The organism is Alicyclobacillus fastidiosus (assembly GCF_026651875.1).
Lineage (GTDB): Bacteria > Bacillota > Bacilli > Alicyclobacillales > Alicyclobacillaceae > Alicyclobacillus > Alicyclobacillus fastidiosus.
Map to the genome: position 1 here is coordinate 1512253 of NZ_CP104067.1, position 16998 is coordinate 1529250.

Below are 16998 nucleotides of genomic sequence, written 5' to 3' on the forward strand. Positions count from 1 at the left end.
TCCTTTCCTAGTGTACGATTTTGTTTTATATGTGTAAAATGAATGATGTGTATAAAATGAATTCGAATTTCGTATAAATGCGTGTTCGAGGCGGATCATATGCCGCTGGCCCATAGATTAGGTCACGTAATAGACGAGGGGGGACGGCGATGCTCGAAGCCTATGAAACGTTTTTGGCGGTGGTCGAGAACGAGACGGCATCCGCTGCAGCTGAAGTGCTGCACACCACGCAACCGACGGTGACGCGACAGATTCAACAGTTGGAGCGAGCGCTTGGTACGGCCTTGTTCGACCGGGTTGGCAAGCGCCTCATCCTCACGCGCGCGGGCGAACGCGTGTACGATACCGCGCGTGAGCTGTTACAGACGCAGAACCGCCTCTTGGACGCCTTGTCCGAACTGGCGGACCCGGAGCAAGGAACGGTTCGCCTCGGGTCCGGTGTCACGCCTTCCATCTATTTATTGCCGAACGTCATCGCAAACTATGCAGTCAAGCACCCAGCTGTCAGATTTCAAATCGTGACCGGTTCTTCGAAGGTGATGACCGAGCGCCTGAAGCAGCGGGAAATCGATCTCGCCTTTGTCACCACCCCCCCGGACGACCTCGCTCCATTTTGTGCGATGCCGCTTTGGCGGGACGAGTTGTGCGTGGTCGTCTCTCCGTCGCACAGGCGTGCCGGGACGAGTTGTTCCATATCCGATTTGGCGGATATGCCGTTCATTTTGATGAGATCCGACTCGGGACTTCGCCATATCGTCGAGGAGAAGTTGGAGAAGGGGCGAGGGGCGCTGCGAGCGGTCGTGGAAACCGATAGCTTGGAGGCCATCAGCCGCTTTGTCCAGGCCGGACTGGGAATGGGTGTGTTACCCAAGTCGGCAGTGCTCGACGACGTGGCGCAGCAGCGCCTCGCTCTCGTCGCGCTCACGGATGTAGAGTTGGGATCGCGCACCATCACCGCCCTCACCCGACGCGGTGCCGGGTTGCCTGCAGTGACCGCTGCCTTTGTCGAATTCTTGCCGTCTTTCATGGAGGCAGAAGTAGGCGAGTTGAGGTAACATGAGTTCAGGTAACATGAGGTGAGGGTGATGCACATGGCTGTGTTGCTGGTAGAGGACGAACCTGGGTTAGTGGAGTTTCTCACGCTTGAACTCGAACTTCAGGAACTTATCGTGAACGTCGCCACAGATGGCCAGACTGCACTCGAGCTGGCGCGAACAAATCCCTACGACCTCGTGCTCCTGGACGTCAATTTGCCTGATATGAGCGGTTTTGACGTGTGCAAGGGAATTCGTGAACTGACCGCGGTTCCGATTATCATGTTGACCGCGAGAGGCGAAGTCGCCGATAGAGTTCAGGGACTGGACGCGGGTGCCGACGACTACCTCGTCAAACCGTTTGCCATCGAGGAATTATTTGCGCGCATTCGCGCCTTGCGGCGCAGACAGAGCGCCCCGTCCAATTCCGAACCGACGATTTACTTCGGCGAGGTCATGGTGCATTTGGATACGCACCGGGTGACCTATCAGTCGCAGGAGGTCGAATTGACCGCCCGCGAATACGACCTATTGTTATATCTCCTGCGCCACCCCAATGAGACCTGGTCAAGGCAGACCTTATTGGAGCGCGTTTGGGGGTTTCACGCAGTCGGCGACACCAACGTCGTCGACGTGTATATCGGCTACCTTCGCCAAAAAGTTGATCCAGACAAGGCCTTCATCAAAACGGTCCGCGGGCAGGGGTACCGATTTGAGGTGAGGGCGTGATCGGGCGGACGCTCAGTGCGAGAATTACGTGGTGGAGTGTCGTTTGGTGTGCGATTGTCCTCCTCGTCTTTACGATGATCTACACGGTGTCGTTTCACGCCCGGAGCGTACAATCCTACAAGCACGTCTTGCAACTGGAGATGGCGACGCTGCTCGGTCAAGGCGTGGACAAGCTCGTCGAGCAGGACGACTCGAGCAACTGGGAGCGGTATGCCGCCGTGACCGATTCCGCCGTGCGCCTGACCGACAATCGAGGGAACGTCCTATTTCAAATCACCAGTCCTTCGTTCTCGTCCGCGCGAATCAACCAGATTGCCAACTCGGTGGCGAGCGGTTTAGACGCTGGAGCTTCCGGTCAGAGCGGTACGCAAACGAGATGGAACCAGTCGTACCAGTGGCACGATGAAAAAGGGACGCACCACGCCATTGTGGCTTCGCGTCAGGTATCCTTTCAAAACGGCACGAGTGGCACGTTGCAGGTGTTCAGCCTGACGGACGAGTTGGCGAAGGAGACCTGGTGGACGTTTGAGTGGTTGACCGCGCTCGACGTGCTGATTCTCGCGCTGTTTGCCTTTGGCATGCGCTGGTTTACGCAGAGAGGCCTGCGGCCTCTGAACCTGTTGATGGAGGGGATTCAGGAGGTCGAATGGAACCAGTCGCCACGCTTGAATCTGCACAGGGTCCCGGGCGAGGTAGAGTCGCTGCAGCAGTCCATCAACCAACTGCTCGACCGGATCGACCAGGGTGTGCAGGAGCAGAATCGGTTTATCGCGGACGCCTCTCACGAATTGCGAACGCCCTTGGCCATCATCGCTGGTCATGCGAACCTGTTGCGGCGGTGGGGGCGGGAGAACGTCCGCGTCTGGGAGCCGGCCGTGCGCAATATCAACTCGGAAGTGGCCCGTCTGCAAAAGCTGGTCAATCAGTTGTTGTTGTTGGCGAAGTTGGAAGAGGCGCCGCAGCGGCGCGTGGAGGGGCTGACGAGCGCAGACATCCAGGCGCTGTTTGCGCAATTGCGCCAAGACGCCGCGGTGTTACGCCCCGACCTCGATATCGTCGTTCGGGTACACATGACGTCGCAGGCGCGCGCCTTTATGGACGAAGATGACCTCCATCAAGTCCTCGTCGTGCTCATCGACAACGCGCTCAGGCACACGCAAGAGGGGCGCGTCGAGCTGGCAGCGCACGGGGATGAGGGAATGGTCCGCTTCACGGTGTCGGATACCGGGGAGGGCATGCACCCGGACGTGGTGCCTCACGTGTTCGACCGATTTTACCGCGCAGACGCCGCCAGGGCATCCAGTCGCGGTTCGGGACTTGGGCTGGCGATTTGCAAACAGATTGTCGAGTCGTATCAAGGAAAGATTTACTTGCGCTCGAAGCCTGGCAGGGGAACGACTGTCATCGTGCGCATGCCGATGCAAGAACCTGTTGGACTAGAGCATCTCGTTCCAGGTCCACCACACGCGCCTGGAACGGAACATAAGGAGATACCGATAGATGAATCGCGACGAACTGCTTACCCTGATGCCATTGAACATTGAAATCAACACTGGCGAAGACCCGTCAAACGCTTTGCACAACATCCTCATGGACGACGAGTGGGCGCGCGAGGTCGGGCGCGAGGAACGCTTCCCGACGGTGCGCGTCTGGCGCCATGCGCCCGTCCAGGGACTGGTGGTGAGCAAGCGCGATGTCGCTGGGGCAAAGGGAGAAGAGGCGATGCAGGTGATGGCCGGACTCGGATGGCCCATCTTCGTGCGGCCGACGGGCGGAACCGCAGTTCCCCACGGGGCAGGCGTACTCAATCTCTCGTTGCTCCTTCCGCGCACGCAGGAGAAAGTGACGACCGACGCGTACTACCGGTTGTTGTGTCAGCCGATATTGGACTGGTTTGAAAGCATGAGTCTCGACGCGACCACGGGCGCGGTCCCGGGGAGTTACTGCGACGGCAACTACAACGTCCTTGTGGACGGTCTGAAACTCGTCGGCACGGCGCAGGCCTGGCGTGGGGGGATAGCTGGAACAAAGTCCCGCCACCCAGGGTATGTCCTGGCACACGCCTGTATCATGATCGATGTGGATATGGTCGAAGCGACGGACGTCATCAATCGCTTCTACGAGGAGGTCGGAGACGACTACCGAGTAGACGCACGCACATCGACCTCACTCGCGCAATTGCTTCGCCTGAAACGGATCGAGGAGGCGTACGACGCACGGACGGCTCAGGCCGACTTCGTCAGATTCCTCGAGCGATACTACTCGGATGCGAATCTCGACGTGCAGGTGCGCTAACACCTCGTCTCACATTTGCGCCGCAGTGGGTCCGTACGAACTACGAGGCGGACCCTTTTGGCGGTCGCACAGGGATGGGGAGCTCGACATGTACCGTCGTACCTTTGCCGATGCCGTCGCTTTCGATGCCGATTTTGCCGCCATGTGCCTCCGTTACCCAACTGGCGATGGCGAGACCCAGCCCTGTGCCTTTTGAGCTCTGCTCCCGAGACCTCGCTGGATCCACCGTGTAAAACCGGTCGAATACCCGCTTCAAATCCTCTTTTGCAATTCCGAGTCCCGTATCCCGCACCAAAATGAGGGCCGTGTTGCGCTGCTGCGCCAGCGAGATCTCGATTTCACCGCCCTCCTCTGTGAACTTCATGGCGTTGTCGAGGAGGATGACCAGCAATTGATGCAATCGATCCCGGTCTCCCTGGATGGTGATAGGCACGGGAACCGTCGCCTTTAAGTGAACCCCTTTCATCTGTGCGAGCGTCTCGTACAACTCGTGCACGTGGAGGATCAGATCTCGCAAATCCACTGGTGCACGTTCGATATCCACCTGATCTGAGTCGGACCTCGCCAAGGTCAACAAATCTTTCACGAGCTTGGACAGGCGCCGCGATTCGCCGTGCGCGTTGTTGAGCCACTCGAGGTTCTCCGTGACCGTTTCATCGGTGTGCTCCATCACGATGCCGAGATTAGACTGAATGACGGCGAGCGGCGTGCGCAACTCGTGCGACGCGTCGGCTACGAATTCGATTTGACGCTGCCAGGCGGAGCGAATCGGGCGAAGCATCCGATCCGCCAGGATGAATCCGACCAGCGTAGCTCCCACGAGGCCGAAGAGTCCGACGAACAGGATGATTCGCTGCAAGTTGTCGAGTTCATTCAGCCAAAAGCTGTCCTCGAAGATGGCTGCCAGGTACATATTCTGCCCGCCCGGGGCGGATTGGACGGGAATGAACAAAATTCGAAAATGATCGCCACTCGTCGCGTAGTTGATGAACGTCCGCTTGGTGAGCTTAGCTACGCGATTGTTGATGTCTGTCGCCAAGCTTTCACCGAGTTCAGGGGACCAGTACAGTGGCGTACCCGCGCCGTACGACTCAATGACGGAAACGTCCCGGAAACCACGTGGAGGGACGAAACCGGCATCGAGAAATGCCTGCACGGAATTTTGAAGATCCTTGTCGATATTCTGCATATACGTCCCGCGAACGATGGCGAAGACGGCAAATGACGTGATGGAGTACAGCACCACGAGCAGAATGACAGACAGGAGTGTAATGCGAAACCGAAGTCGTTTAAACAATCACCAAGACCTTCTTTACCCTTTTGACATAGACGCGCACGAGTGTGGCGGGACCTCGTCGCCGCCCCTCGTCAAGATTGGGGCTCCGGGTGGAAGATGTAGCCCACCCCGCGGACGGTTGCGATGTATGACGATTTATCCGCCTCGTCGATCTTTTTGCGCAAGAAGTGCACGTAATTCTCGACGGCGTTTCCGATGACGTCCGCATCGGGCCCCCACACCCTGTCGAGGATGATCTCCTTGGAAAGCACTTTGCCTTGATTGCGCATGAACAGTTCTAAAAGTTGGAACTCCTTTGCCGTCAACGTCAGCGGCTCGTCGTTTCGCGTCACCGTGCGCGTCGTGAAGTCGAGCCGAAACGGGCCAGCCTCCATCGCATCGGTGCCGCTAATTTGCCCGGTGCGCCTCGTCAACGCGCGCACGCGCGCGAGGAGTTCCTTGTTGTCGAACGGCTTCACCAAGTAGTCGTCAGCACCCGCGTCGAGGCCGACGACCCGGTCCTCCACAGTGTCCTTGGCGGTGAGCAGCAGGACCGGCGTTTGGATTTCCTGCTCGCGCATCCCCTTGAGGATGTCTATCCCGGACATGTTTGGCAGCATGATGTCGAGGATGATAATGTCATAACTATCCGTCGTGGCCAAGTCGTAACCCATTTCTCCATCGTGTTCGACATCGACCACGTATTGATTCTCTTTCAGCAGTTGTTTAAGTGCTGCGGCGAGTCTTCGCTCGTCCTCCACGAGTAAAATACGCACACCTCGTGCCTCCCTACCCTGCAAAGTGTCCTTGTTCTATTGTACATGGTTTGCACCACAGATTGAACGTGATATACTATCGCCTGCTTAGACGCGCGCATAGACCGCAATTACAGACGATTAAGCGCTTACACGACGTGCTCGAACGTCGAAGGAGGATGTTCATGATTCGCGCGCTCAGCCGGAGCAAACACATGCAGACCGATATCCCCCTGGTCGTGTGGTTGCTCGGGCTCGGATGCCTGTTAAACGTAGGTGGCTTGTCACTGCTCTGGCCAGTGAATTCCATTTACATTCACACAAGTCTTCACAAGAGTATGGCGGTCGCCGGAATGGTGATGATGGTGTATTCCGGTACAGGGTTGCTTGGCAGCTTCATCGGCGGCTGGTTGTACGATCGCTTTGGTGCCATGCGAGTCATGGTGTTCACGCTCGTGGTCAGTTGTCTCGTCATTCTGCTTCCGGCCATCACGCCAAGCTTTGCGGTATATGTCCTGGTGATGGCCGTGTTTGGCACGTCCTGCGCCATTCCGTTCCCAGTCTTTAACGCAGTCGTCGGCCACGCCTGGCCCGCAGGTGGGCGGCGGGCGTTCAACTTTCTGTACGTCTCGAACAACCTCGGGGTCGCCATCGGTACTGCGCTCGGGGGCGCCATGGCGTCGAACTCGTTTCGCTCCGTGTTCTTTGGCATCGCAGTCGGCTACGCATCCCTGCTTTTGCTGGTCGTCACAGTGCTTAGGCGCCCGCTCTACGAGATTCGCGCGCAATTGCGCGACGACGCGGGGGACTCGAACGAAGGTCTACGTGCACCCATCCCTTGGGGTGGCATCGGCATTCTATTGGCAGGGTATATCACGGCGTGGATGGTCTACGTTCAGTGGCAGAGCACGGTATCTGTGTACATGCAGGCGACCGGTTACTCGCTAGCGTCGTACAGCCTCTTGTGGACACTCAACGGGCTGATCATCTTCCTCGCTCAACCGCTCGTATCCTATGTGACTCGGCGATTTTGGTCGTTGGCCGCACATATGGTCGGCGGCGTGATCCTTTTGGCCCTCAGCTTCTTTTTCATGTTATTTGCACATAACTATGTGATGTATGTGATCGCCATGCTGCTCACGACGCTCGGTGAGATTTTCGTTTGGCCAGCCGTCCCGGCGGCCATCGCGCAAATTGCGCCAGCAGGGCGTTTGGGCACACTCCAGGGCCTCGTCGGCAGCGCGGCTACGTGTGGTCGCATGATTGGCCCCGTCCTGGGCGGGGTTCTCTACGATTACGCCGGGTTTCACTTTATTCTCCTCTACGCCATCCCGACGCTCATCCTGCCGGTGATTCTATTTTTGCTGTACCACCGGTTTACGGCACCACACCTCGACGAGATGGGCCCAGAACGACGGTTCTGAGCCCTGTTTCTCCGCTACATTTTCACCTATGTTAGGGTCCCTTACACAACTTAAAAATAAGAGAATTCTTAACTTGCTGGCTAAGGGTGCCAAGAGCCCAGTCGTGACGGGGTTTTTGACAAAATAGATGCTCATTTTCCAATTTATGGTCTGTTTACAAGGGATCTTCGGGTGGCTAAAATTTCGCTTGTAACACGGAATTGTCAGTTAATTTTGTCTCGCAAAAATATTATTAACTTTACGGCGGGGCCGATGCGTTGCGTGCCGAGCGTTAAGGGGGGAGATGGATGGCAGAACCGCTGCTTGCCATTCGGGACTTACGAACGTACTTCATCAGCAAGGATGCAGAGGTGCATGCCGTCGACGGGATCGACATCGATGTGCAGAGAGGTCAAATCGTCTGCATCGTCGGTGAATCTGGCTGCGGAAAAAGCATGACTTCCCTATCGATCATGCGCTTAGTACCGAAACCGCACGGAAAGATTGTGACAGGTCAAATCATCTTTGACGGCGAGGATCTCCTTCAGCTCAAGGACGCGAAGATGGCCGACGTGCGCGGCAACGATATATCGATGATCTTTCAGGAGCCTATGACTGCACTAAATCCGGTCCTAACCATCGGCGAACAAATCGGTGAGGTGTTGATTCGCCATCGCGGGTTGAACAAGCGGCAAGCGTTGGAACAATCGATAGAAATTCTGAAATTCGTAGGTGTTCCGAGGGCTAATGAGATCATCCGGGAGTATCCCCACCAGTTGTCTGGGGGTCTTCGCCAGCGCGTCATGATTGCGATGGCGATGGTATGCAAACCGAAGCTCTTAATCGCCGACGAGCCGACCACGGCGTTGGATGTGACGATTCAGGCACAGGTTCTCGAGTTGATGAAGAAAATGCGCGAAGAGACGGGGACGGCCATCATCCTCATCACCCACGACCTCGGCGTCGTCGCCGACATGGCGGATCACGTGGTCGTCATGTATGCAGGCCAAGTGGTGGAGAGCGTACATGCGGACGTCATTTTCGACACGCCGAAGCACCCCTATACGAGGGCTCTCCTCGACTCGATCCCATCCTTGGAAGAGGAGAAGGACGTGTTGTACTCGATTCCTGGCACTGTGCCGAATGCAGCCAACTTTCCACAGGGCTGTCGATTCGCGCAGCGCTGTCCCTTGGCCCAGGACAGTTGCTTTGCCACGATGCCAGAACTCCGGGAAGTGGAGAAGGGTCACTTTGTTCGCTGTGATCTGATTTGAGAGGGGGGATTGCGATGAGTCAGAACCTATTGGAAGTGACCGATTTACAAAAACATTTCCCGATCACAGCCGGCTTTTTCAAACGGCAGGTCGGAGCGGTTAAAGCGGTTGACGGGGTTTCCTTCTACCTCAAGGCGGGTGAAACGCTCGGCATCGTGGGTGAATCTGGCTGCGGCAAGTCGACGACCGGTCGGATGGTCATGCGGATCATTCAACCGACGCGGGGAAAAATCGTCTTCGACGGGCAGGACATCAGCCGATTGCGAGGGCGCGCATTGCGGGACATCCGGCGCAAGTTTCAGATGGTCTTCCAAGATCCTTACGCGTCACTGAACCCGAAGATGAGCGTCGGTGAAACGATTGCGGAGCCGCTCATCGTCAATCAGGTCCTAAAGGGGCGTCAGGCCACAGAGCGCGCTGTGCAGCTGTTGGAAACCGTCGGCTTGCGCGGCGGGGACTTTAATCGCTACCCTCACGAGTTCTCTGGAGGACAGCGGCAGCGTATCGGCATTGCCCGAGCGGTCGCACTCAACCCGAAACTGATTGTCGCAGACGAAGCGGTCTCGGCGCTCGACGTGTCCATTCAATCCCAAATCCTCAACTTGTTGATGGATTTAAAGAGCGACTTCAATCTGTCGTACTTGTTCATTTCGCACAACTTGGCCGTCGTCCGCCACATCAGCGACCGGGTCGGGGTGATGTACCTCGGGCACATGGTGGAAATCGGACCGAAACATTCGCTCTACGGGGAGCCACTCCATCCGTATACGCAGGCCCTCATCTCAGCGGCTCCTGAACCGAAGCGGGTAAACCGGCGGGCCCGAATCATTTTACAAGGTGATGTACCCAGTCCTGCAAATCCCCCGAAAGGCTGTCCATTTCACACCCGCTGTCCGCGCGTCATGGACGAATGCAAGGTAGAACGGCCTGTTCTCCAAGAGGTTCGTCCCGATCACTTCGTCGCGTGCCACCTGCATCGGTAGGTGAATGGCTCGAATCGTGAAAGGAGTGAGGAACTGAGCACAGCGCAGGCATCTTCGTTCTCATGTCTATCGAATTCAACAGGTCGAGCACAACACCTCGGAATCTCGCACCGAGGTGAAGAGAAGCATCATTAAACTTGCAGATAAAAAGGGGGAATTCGAAGTGAAATCTCGTCCGATGCTACTTTTGGCCGGCGTCACGACGGCCGTCATCCTAGCTGCTGCCGGTTGCGGAAACTCGACAAACACCTCGAGCACGTCGAATAGTTCAAATACCAGTACGGCAACATCCAGCGGGCAGACGCCGCAGAAGGGCGGAACGCTCGTCGTCGCGCTGCCGCCACAGACCAACCTCACATGGTATTTTCCACTAGAAAACTCGCAGAACGCGAGCATCTATAACGCGGAACTGTTCAGCCAGATGTTCATGCCCGTACTGTACATCGACAATAATTACGACATCGATTACAACGATTCGCTTGCGTCCAACGTCTCCTACAATAAAGCGGGGACGCAGTACACGATTACCCTCAATCCCAAATACAAGTGGTCCGATGGTCAACCTGTGACTGCCCAGGACGTCGTCTGGGGATACAACATCATCGCCGCCACCGACAATCCGAAAGCACCGGCGCCGTGGCCGAATTACAACGCCGGATCCGGTGGCGTTCCAGCTAATATACAGAGCGTCAAAGCGACCGACGATCACACCGTGGTCGTGACGCTGAAAAAGGCAGTCAACCAGCAGTGGTTTATCTACAACGGGATCGGTCAGTTGTACGCATTCCCACAACACGCTTGGAACAAGTATCCGAACAACATGACTCAGGAAATTACCTACTTGGGTAAAGAGGCAACCGACCCCACCTTCTTCAAGGTGGTCGATGGTGCGTTTAAACTGCAGAGTGCAGTGAACAACCAGTCCTGGACGATGGTACCAAACGACAATTTCGACGGTCACAAGAGCACGCTCGACAAGTTGATCTTTGAATACGAAGGCTCGAGCGACTCCGAATTCGCCGCGCTCAAAACAGGGTCTGTCAACCTTGGCTATCTCGATCTCGCTCAGATCGGTTCCGAGAACGCGCTGAAGTCGCAGGGTGACGTCATTACAGCGGGCTACCGCTTTGCGTATTTTGACACCGAGCTCAACCTTCAAAAGGGTTCCCCGCTGTACAGCGCATTTAACGATCTAAAAGTTCGTGAAGCCCTGCAGATGGGCGTCGACCAAGATGCCATCGTGCAAGATATCTACCACGGCGTGGCAGCGCCACAGTACGGCGCCATTCCGACTAAGCCCAGTACCAAGTATTTAGATCCCCGCCTCGCAAAACCAATGTTCCCGTTCAACATCGACGCCGGTAAAAAATTGCTCGAATCGGACGGATGGTCGCTCCAAAACGGCGTGATGACCAAGAACGGCGTGCAATTGAAGTTCACGTTGATGTACTCCAGCGGCAGCGCGTCGACCGATCAGATGGAGCAGTTAATTCAGCAGGATTGGAAGCAGATGGGCGTCGACGTGACGTTAAAACCGACGCCGTTCGCCACCTTGATAGGAATCATGGACAATCCAAAGGATAGCAGTCAATGGACGGCGGCTGGTGCGCAGGGCGTGATCTACGGCGGATCGTACCCAACAGGGGAACAGCTCTTTGAGCCAGGCGGACTCGACAACTTCGGTTATGACAACCCGAGCATCGACAAGCTGATTGCGACGACAAATCAACCGGCCGCTTCCGCACAGCAGTCACAACAGGACTTCTACAACTACGAATACGCTTTGTCGAAGGATGCGCCGGTCATCTGGAACCCAAACCCGGGCACGCTGACCGTCACGGCGCCAAACGTACACAACGCGACCGCGCAGTACCTGAATCCGACCACAGGATATCCCTTGTTCCAATACGTCTGGATGTCGAAATAGCCGTTGCCTGAGCCTATAAGTTTATGCAATGGGTCCGGGGCGCGCACTTGCGAGTCTCGGACCAGGAAGGAGGAACCATGGTTACACCGGCTGAGTTACTAGAGCAAAAACGTCCTGCGGTTCAGTCATCTGGCCGGTCTCGGGCGTGGAGGCGCTTCTGGAGCTATCCTTTAAGCACTGCGGGGATTATCGGCGTACTTTTTTTGTTCGCCTTTTCATTCCTAGGCCCTGTGTTCTACCATGTCGACCCGCTGGCACAAAACATCACACATATGTTGCAGCCCCCTTCCGCAACTCATCCAATGGGTACGGATGACCTTGGACGCGACGTCTTGTCCCGACTGATGGTCGGTGGGCGCTCATCTCTGGAAGTCGGCTTTTTGTCGGCATTTGTCGCGATGGCCTTCGGAACCTTGTACGGGATGATCAGTGGCCTCGTCGGTGGATGGACGGATATCATTTTGATGCGTATCGTAGACGTTTTGCTCTCGATTCCAAGTCTATTTATCCTGCTGTTCCTAGACGTCACGTTCAAACCGAGTGTTGTGCTGATGATTTTCGTCATTGCTTCCACGAGTTGGCTGACCGTCAGCCGTATCGTTCGCGGCGAAGTTCTGAAGATCAAGACGGAGACATACGTCGAAGCGGCACGTCTGGCTGGCGTCGGCCCATGGCGACTGATGCTGAAGTACTTAGTTCCAAACTTTATTGGAACGGTCCTCGTCACAACGACATTTAGCGTCGCGGACAGCATCCTGACGATTGCCGGACTCAGTTTCTTGGGGCTGGGACTTCCACCCCCGGCACCGAACTGGGGCGCTGAGTTATCCGAATCGCTCAACTATATCTTCCAGAACTCTTGGTGGCTGATATACCCACCGGGCATTCTGATCTTACTGTCCCAGTTGTCTGTCAATTTCATCGGAGATGGTCTCCGCCACGCATTGGAAACTCGAGTCGATTGAAGCAGTCGACGAGAGTGTCCATCGCGAATCGTACGAAAGAGGGGTGATTTCCGTTGGTGAACTACATCGTGAAGCGCATTTTGCAGGCGATTCCAGCCCTCCTCGGCATTAGCATTATGTCGTTTGTCCTCCTTCATATTGTGCCTGGCGATCCCGTTCGCATTATGTTGGGTGACCACTATACTGCTGCGCGGGCGGCAGCCCTCTCTGAACAATTAGGTCTGAACAAACCGCTCTGGCAGCAATATTTCCTCTGGTTGGGGCACTTGTGTCAGGGAAACCTCGGGTTTTCCTACGAGTTCGGCAAACCAGTCACGGGCGTCATCTTGAACGCGATGCCCACAACACTGTCCCTGGTATTGTTCGCCACGCTGTTGGCACAGTTGTTCGCCATCATCTTAGGCACTATTCAGGCGTATTTTGAAAATTCCATATTCGATCACGTCGTCACGGTGGTGAATTACTTCTTCTATTCAATGCCGGCGTATTGGTTGGGAATCATTATGGTGATCGTCTTCGCAATCGATTTAAAATGGTTTCCTGCCGGCGGCATTATCAACAACCAAGATCCGAATCCGGGCTTCCTTGACCGATTGCATCACCTGATTCTACCATCGATCACGCTAGCGCTCATCTCGTTGGCGGGCTGGTCGCGGTACATGAGATCTTCTGTGCGGGACACGCTTCTGCTCGATTATGTTCGAACGGCGCGCGCGAAGGGACTTCGCGAGCGGCGCGTGGTGTTTCGTCACGTCATCCGGAATTCGGTACTTCCGCAAATCACACTCTTTGGTGTGTCGTTTCCCGGTCTGTTTGCAGGCGCCCTCTTCCTGGAGGAAATCTTTAACTATCCCGGAATGGGACTTCTCTATTGGAATGCGACAAACGTTCGGGATTATCCCATCCTATTAGGCGTCACGATGCTGTTGGGCGCGTTGACGATTATCGGCAATCTGATTGCGGATATCCTCTATAGCGTTGTGGACCCGCGGATCAGTTACTTGTCGTCATGAGTTCGGTTCCACACGCGGCCGGCCTGCCCGTAGGCTGGCCGTTTTTGTGTGCCGAGACGCCTGCCTCGAAACTCGACCATCCGTGCCGCACGGGACGCGATCAGATGGAGTAGAGGATGGGTACTGGCAAATACGTCGCAAAAAAACTATCATCGGAGTGTACAACACGTATACGACCGTGTTCGAAAGGTGGGCTTAAAGTGAACCAGTTGCAACAAATATTGGAACACAATCAGCGATTTGTAGAAGGTCGTCAATATGAACAGTATCAGACATCTAAATTTCCTAATAAAAATCTCATCATCTTATCGTGCATGGATACGCGGCTCAGTGACTTGTTGCCTCGTGCCATGAATCTGAAGAATGGCGACGCGAAGTTTATCAAAAATGCTGGGGCAGTCGTTTCCCATCCATTTGGCAGTATCATGCGCAGCATCATTGTCGCGGTGTACGACCTCGGCGCGGACGAGATTTGCGTCGTCGGTCATCACGGGTGCGGTATGAGTAGTATTAATCCAGATGAGACCATCAAAAAAATGACCAATAGCGGCGTCCTACCAGAGACGATTGAAACGTTGGAGTATGCGGGCATCGACTTGAGTGAATGGCTCCAGAGAATTGAATCGATTCCCGACAGCGTGCGCCGCAGCGTTCAAATGATTCGAAATCACCCGCTGTTGCCGAAGTCGCTGGTGGTACACGGCCTGATCATCGACCCTGAAACTGGGAAACTGGACGTCGTCGTCAACGGCTATCAAGACCAATAACGGGTCTCACAAGCCTTTGTGCGATTCGCGCGACGCGTCGAATCACCCCATTCACCCCTCCCTGGAAGGACTCAGACGCCCGCTCTGCCCTTGCCAATGTGCAGGGCGGGTCTCCACAGAAGGCGCGCAATTTGGTGCGTTACCCGCAGTTCCTGCACTGCGTCACCCCTCGCTGGAAAGAGCGAAACTTTCCGATATGGACGAATCAATTGTCACCAATTGTTCACACGCTTCCCATTGTGCTTACAATCATGAACTCTGTATCATAGTTAATGCTGCTTTTATTTCGTAAGCGAAATGTTTGTACTCGAAATGAACCGTAGGGGGCGGACATTTGGATACGACGACGGATTTGATGAATGGTCGACAGCGAGCTGGGGTGCTTATCGATTCGTTTCGCCAAGTCAACCGTTCGATGGATCGACTGTGGCGTCATCAGGCGGAATCCTTAGGGCTGACGCTAGTTCAATTGATGGTGCTGCGAACGCTGACGGACGATTCGGCCTTGTCCTTGGGAGCCTTGGCCGAGAGCTGCCAAATCGGGTGCAGCACGATGAGTGGCGTCGTGAAGCGACTGGTGGAATCCGGTGCGGTGGAACGCCATCGACTAGAGGATGACCAAAGAACTATCGCGATTCGACTCACTCCGAAAGGCGTGGAGTTAAAGAATCAGGCGTTTGGAGAAGAGTCGTGCATGCGCAACGCCTTTTTACGATTCCTAGACTTATCCGACAACGATATAGACGCCATGCTCGCGCTACATCAAAAACTGATAGAGGCTCTAAATAGAGAATGATTTTGAGATTATTGCAGATGGAGAGATGAGTATGGGGCAAGCATCCGTAAATCCAGTCCGCACTGGACCGATTTTCGCAATTATTTTAGTGGGCGCATTCGTCGCATTTTTAAATCAAACGTTAATCAACGTAGCATTGCCGCAAATGATGGATCGATTACACATCACTGCGACGACCGGGGATTGGCTGACGACCATCTTCATGTTGGTCAACGGGATTGTGATTCCAATCACCGCGTTTCTGATGGACCGATTCACGACAAGGCAATTGTACATCACGTCGATGGGACTTTTCACAGCCGGGACTCTGATCTGTTGTATCGCACCAAATTTCGCCTGTATCCTAGTGGGTCGCGTCGTTCAGGCGGCTGGGGCAGGCATTCTGTTTCCACTCATCACCAACATCATCTTCACCTTGTTTCCACCTGAAAAGCGCGGTGCGGCGATGGGCATTTTCGGGATATCCATCAACTTTGCACCGGCCATCGGGCCAACGCTCTCCGGGTGGATTGTCGAGAGCCACTCGTGGCGTGTATTGTTCCTGATCATTTTACCGATTGCATTCATCGATCTCGTCATCTCCGTGTTTGTACTGAAGAACGTATCCGAGACGAGTCGTCCGAAGCTGGACGTGTTGGGCGTGATTTTGTCGACCATCGGATTCGGTGGTGTTCTCTACGGCTTCGCCACAGCTGGTGACTCTGGCTGGGGCAGTACCGATGTGGTGACGATGCTCGTCGTCGGCGGGGTAGGCATTCTCCTGTTTGTCTGGCGGCAGTGGGTTGTCGGGCATGCGCTTTTGGAATTTCGTATTTTTCGATATCCCATGTATACCCTGACGACCATCATCAACGTGGTCGTCACGATGTCTCTCTACTCCGGCATGATTTTAATGCCGATTTACATGCAAAATGTGCGCGGATTTTCGCCGCTGCTCTCCGGTCTCATGCTGTTGCCGGGCGGAATTGTGATGGGTGTCATGTCGCCGATCACCGGTCGTCTGTTCGATAAAATGGGCGCTCGCTGGCTGGCCGTGTCTGGACTGGCGATTACTGTGATCACGACCTATGCACTGACTCGCCTCACCTTGGACACGAGTTTTACGTACGTGGTCATTGTCTATACACTTCGGATGTTCGGAATGGCTATCTTAATGATGCCCATTTTTACGGCTGGACTGAACGAGCTTCCGATGAGCTTGAACCGGTACGGTACGGCGATGGTGAATACGCTGCGGATGATTGCGGGCGCAGTCGGAATGGCACTCTTCGTGTCCATCATGACGAACGTGGGAGCGACACACACCAAGGCCATTATCGTGCGCGAACACATTGCGCCTGCAGATAAGGTCCATATGGCAACGGCGTTAAATCAAGGTCTGGTTGCGGGAATCAACGAAGCGTTTGTGGTCGCGACGATATTGACGGTCGTTTCGTTCCTGCTCTCGTTCTTCATTCAACGGACGTCGCCGAAAGAGGACACGATTACGAATCAAATTCAGAGAAAAACGGAACAGAAGACGGGCTTGGCAGTCGCTCACGACTGATGTGACGCGGCACGACTCTCGTGAGGGGATAGAACAGGGGTGCACCATGGTGCGCCTCTTTTTTATTCGCAGGGGAACAATCGAAGCTACGACAGGTTGGAAGACCAACAGCTTGGCTTTCAGAAAAAGGGACAGTCGCTTGGCACAGCGACTGTCCTGGAGGCAAGGATTTAAATTGAAAGCGGCGACTTGAGGTCGACTACGAGCTCAATTATAATCATCCGGTTTTGCGTGG

At 55.1% G+C, this 16998-nt stretch carries 15 protein-coding genes; 13 read left to right on the top strand and 2 right to left on the bottom strand.

Going from position 1 to position 16998, the window contains the following annotated elements; genetic code table 11:
* Positions 1–149: 149 nt before the first annotated feature.
* The 4 genes from NZD89_RS07450 to NZD89_RS07465 are packed head-to-tail and all read left to right on the top strand — an operon-like array spanning position 150 to position 4058.
* A complete protein-coding gene (locus tag NZD89_RS07450; protein WP_268007102.1) occupies positions 150–1055 on the top strand; it encodes a LysR substrate-binding domain-containing protein in 906 nt (301 codons plus the stop codon).
* A gap of 36 nt (positions 1056–1091) precedes the next feature.
* Positions 1092–1763 (top strand): response regulator transcription factor, encoded by a 672-nt coding sequence (locus NZD89_RS07455; RefSeq protein WP_268007103.1) that lies wholly within the window; start codon positions 1092–1094, stop codon positions 1761–1763.
* Positions 1760–3307 carry a sensor histidine kinase gene (locus tag NZD89_RS07460; protein WP_268007104.1) on the top strand — a complete coding sequence of 516 codons (1548 nt, stop codon included), beginning with the start codon at positions 1760–1762 and terminating at the stop codon, positions 3305–3307. The genes NZD89_RS07455 and NZD89_RS07460 overlap by 4 nt, the downstream gene beginning before the upstream one ends.
* A complete protein-coding gene (locus tag NZD89_RS07465; RefSeq protein WP_268007105.1) occupies positions 3264–4058 on the top strand; it encodes a lipoate--protein ligase family protein in 795 nt (264 codons plus the stop codon). The genes NZD89_RS07460 and NZD89_RS07465 overlap by 44 nt, the downstream gene beginning before the upstream one ends.
* Before the next feature lie 40 nt (positions 4059–4098).
* On the opposite strand, the gene NZD89_RS07470 is transcribed toward NZD89_RS07465, so the two are convergent.
* Positions 4099–5355 carry a sensor histidine kinase gene (locus NZD89_RS07470; protein ID WP_268007106.1) on the bottom strand — a complete coding sequence of 419 codons (1257 nt, stop codon included), beginning with the start codon at positions 5353–5355 and terminating at the stop codon, positions 4099–4101.
* 71 nt (positions 5356–5426) lie between these two features.
* Positions 5427–6110: a response regulator transcription factor gene (locus NZD89_RS07475; protein ID WP_268007107.1), complete on the bottom strand. Its 684-nt coding sequence runs from the start codon at positions 6108–6110 to the stop codon at positions 5427–5429.
* 164 nt (positions 6111–6274) lie between these two features.
* Here NZD89_RS07475 and NZD89_RS07480 point away from each other — a divergent pair, with 164 nt between their 5' ends.
* The 9 genes from NZD89_RS07480 (at position 6275) to NZD89_RS07520 (ending at position 16763) form a co-directional block, all read left to right on the top strand.
* Positions 6275–7513, top strand: coding sequence for an MFS transporter (locus tag NZD89_RS07480; RefSeq protein WP_268007108.1), 1239 nt, complete (start codon positions 6275–6277; stop codon positions 7511–7513).
* Positions 7514–7800: 287 nt separating this feature from the next.
* A complete protein-coding gene (locus tag NZD89_RS07485; protein ID WP_268007109.1) occupies positions 7801–8766 on the top strand; it encodes an ABC transporter ATP-binding protein in 966 nt (321 codons plus the stop codon).
* A 14-nt stretch (positions 8767–8780) separates the two neighbouring features.
* Positions 8781–9749, top strand: a complete 969-nt coding sequence (locus tag NZD89_RS07490) for an ABC transporter ATP-binding protein (RefSeq protein WP_268007110.1) — start codon at positions 8781–8783, stop codon at positions 9747–9749.
* Between the two features lie 163 nt (positions 9750–9912).
* Complete coding sequence (locus NZD89_RS07495) at positions 9913–11676, top strand: peptide ABC transporter substrate-binding protein (RefSeq protein WP_431308699.1); 1764 nt, start codon at positions 9913–9915, stop codon at positions 11674–11676.
* A gap of 77 nt (positions 11677–11753) precedes the next feature.
* A complete protein-coding gene (locus tag NZD89_RS07500) occupies positions 11754–12641 on the top strand; it encodes an ABC transporter permease (RefSeq protein ID WP_268007111.1) in 888 nt (295 codons plus the stop codon).
* 56 nt (positions 12642–12697) lie between these two features.
* Positions 12698–13654 (top strand): ABC transporter permease, encoded by a 957-nt coding sequence (locus NZD89_RS07505; RefSeq protein WP_268008424.1) that lies wholly within the window; start codon positions 12698–12700, stop codon positions 13652–13654.
* A gap of 200 nt (positions 13655–13854) precedes the next feature.
* Entirely contained in the window at positions 13855–14421 is a 567-nt protein-coding gene (locus tag NZD89_RS07510) for a beta-class carbonic anhydrase (RefSeq protein WP_268007112.1), read from the top strand.
* Positions 14422–14755: 334 nt separating this feature from the next.
* Positions 14756–15217, top strand: a complete 462-nt coding sequence (locus NZD89_RS07515) for a MarR family winged helix-turn-helix transcriptional regulator (protein ID WP_268007113.1) — start codon at positions 14756–14758, stop codon at positions 15215–15217.
* Between the two features lie 31 nt (positions 15218–15248).
* Positions 15249–16763, top strand: a complete 1515-nt coding sequence (locus NZD89_RS07520) for a DHA2 family efflux MFS transporter permease subunit (RefSeq protein WP_268007114.1) — start codon at positions 15249–15251, stop codon at positions 16761–16763.
* Positions 16764–16998 lie beyond the last annotated feature (235 nt).